Source organism: Mesorhizobium sp. M2A.F.Ca.ET.067.02.1.1 (assembly GCF_004023285.1).
GTDB lineage: Bacteria > Pseudomonadota > Alphaproteobacteria > Rhizobiales > Rhizobiaceae > Mesorhizobium.
Genome location: NZ_RZSB01001192.1, coordinates 1 through 1,084, shown reverse-complemented (window position 1 = coordinate 1,084; position 1,084 = coordinate 1). Strand labels below are relative to the sequence as shown.

1 protein-coding gene and 1 pseudogene are annotated in these 1,084 nt (G+C 66.0%); one reads left to right on the top strand and one right to left on the bottom strand.

Annotated features, from left to right (window positions below; genetic code table 11):
- Positions 1 to 213: pseudogene (locus EOA28_RS36660) on the bottom strand (hypothetical protein); the annotation flags it as partial.
- A gap of 84 nt (positions 214 to 297) precedes the next feature.
- Between EOA28_RS36660 and EOA28_RS36655 the strand changes: the two are divergent.
- On the top strand, positions 298 to 1,084 hold a 787-nt coding region (locus EOA28_RS36655; protein WP_148671145.1), incomplete at its 3' end, for an AraC family transcriptional regulator.

The window sequence follows — 1,084 nt, the reverse complement described above, 5'->3', positions numbered from 1 at the left end:
GGCGGGCAGTATCCAGACGTCCTGCAAGGCCCTGCCTTCCAGAACCCAGCCGAAATGCACCTCGCCGCGACCGGTGAGCTTTGTGCCGTCCTCTAGAATGCGCGTGGCATCGAATGTCCAGGCGCCGATGAAGCGGCCGTAGAGCTTCAGCTTTTCGGCGAGATCCGGAATGGGGTCGTCGCTGTGCAAGGCTTCGGCAAAGGGATTAGTCATGGTTGCTGCCTCGTTTGTCAGGAGAGGGCAAGCAATAGGGGCAGGCGGGGTTCGCCGCTTGGGAAAAATTGCTATCGTTCGGGCATGACAACAGCGCAGAGAACTCTGGCTTCCGGATCAGGCTGGCAGGTGTCCGACGTGGTGTGTACCGCCGCCGCGGGCGACAGGCCGTTCGAGGAAGGACATCGCGGCTTCTGCGTCGCCGCGGTGGCCAGCGGCACGTTCCGCTACCGCACGCGCCAGGGCACGGCGATGCTGGCGCCGGGTGCCATCCTGCTCGGAAATCCCGGCGCCTGCTATGAATGCGGGCATGAGCACGGCGCCGGTGACCGCTGCCTTTCCTTCCATTTTTCGCCAGCCTATCTGGAGCGCGTCGTGGCCGAACTGCCGGGCGCGAAGCGGCTGGGCTTCGCCGATCCGCGCCTGCCGCCCTTGCCGGCGCTCGCGCCTTTGCTGGCCGAGGCGGAGGCTGCGCGCGAAAGGAGCGACAACGAGGCGTTCGAGGAACTCGGCCTACGCCTTGCCGGCGCGGTGGTCGCGGCTGCCGCCGGTTCTTTCAGAACGGCGCGGACACCAAGCCGCCGCGATCAGAAACGCGTTGCCGAAGCGGTGCGGCTGATCGAGCTCAATGCCGAGCGGCCGCTCTCGCTGGCCGAGCTCGCCGGCGCCACGGCGACGAGCCCGTATCATTTCCTACGCATCTTCCGGCATGTGGCCGGCATGACGCCCTATCAGTTCCTGCTCAGGACAAGGCTGCATCGGGCCGCCGTGCGGCTGCGCAACTCGGACGCGACGATCTCGACAATCGCCTTCGACACAGGCTTCAACGATCTGTCGAGCTTCAACCGTCGGTTTCGGCGCGAGATGGGAG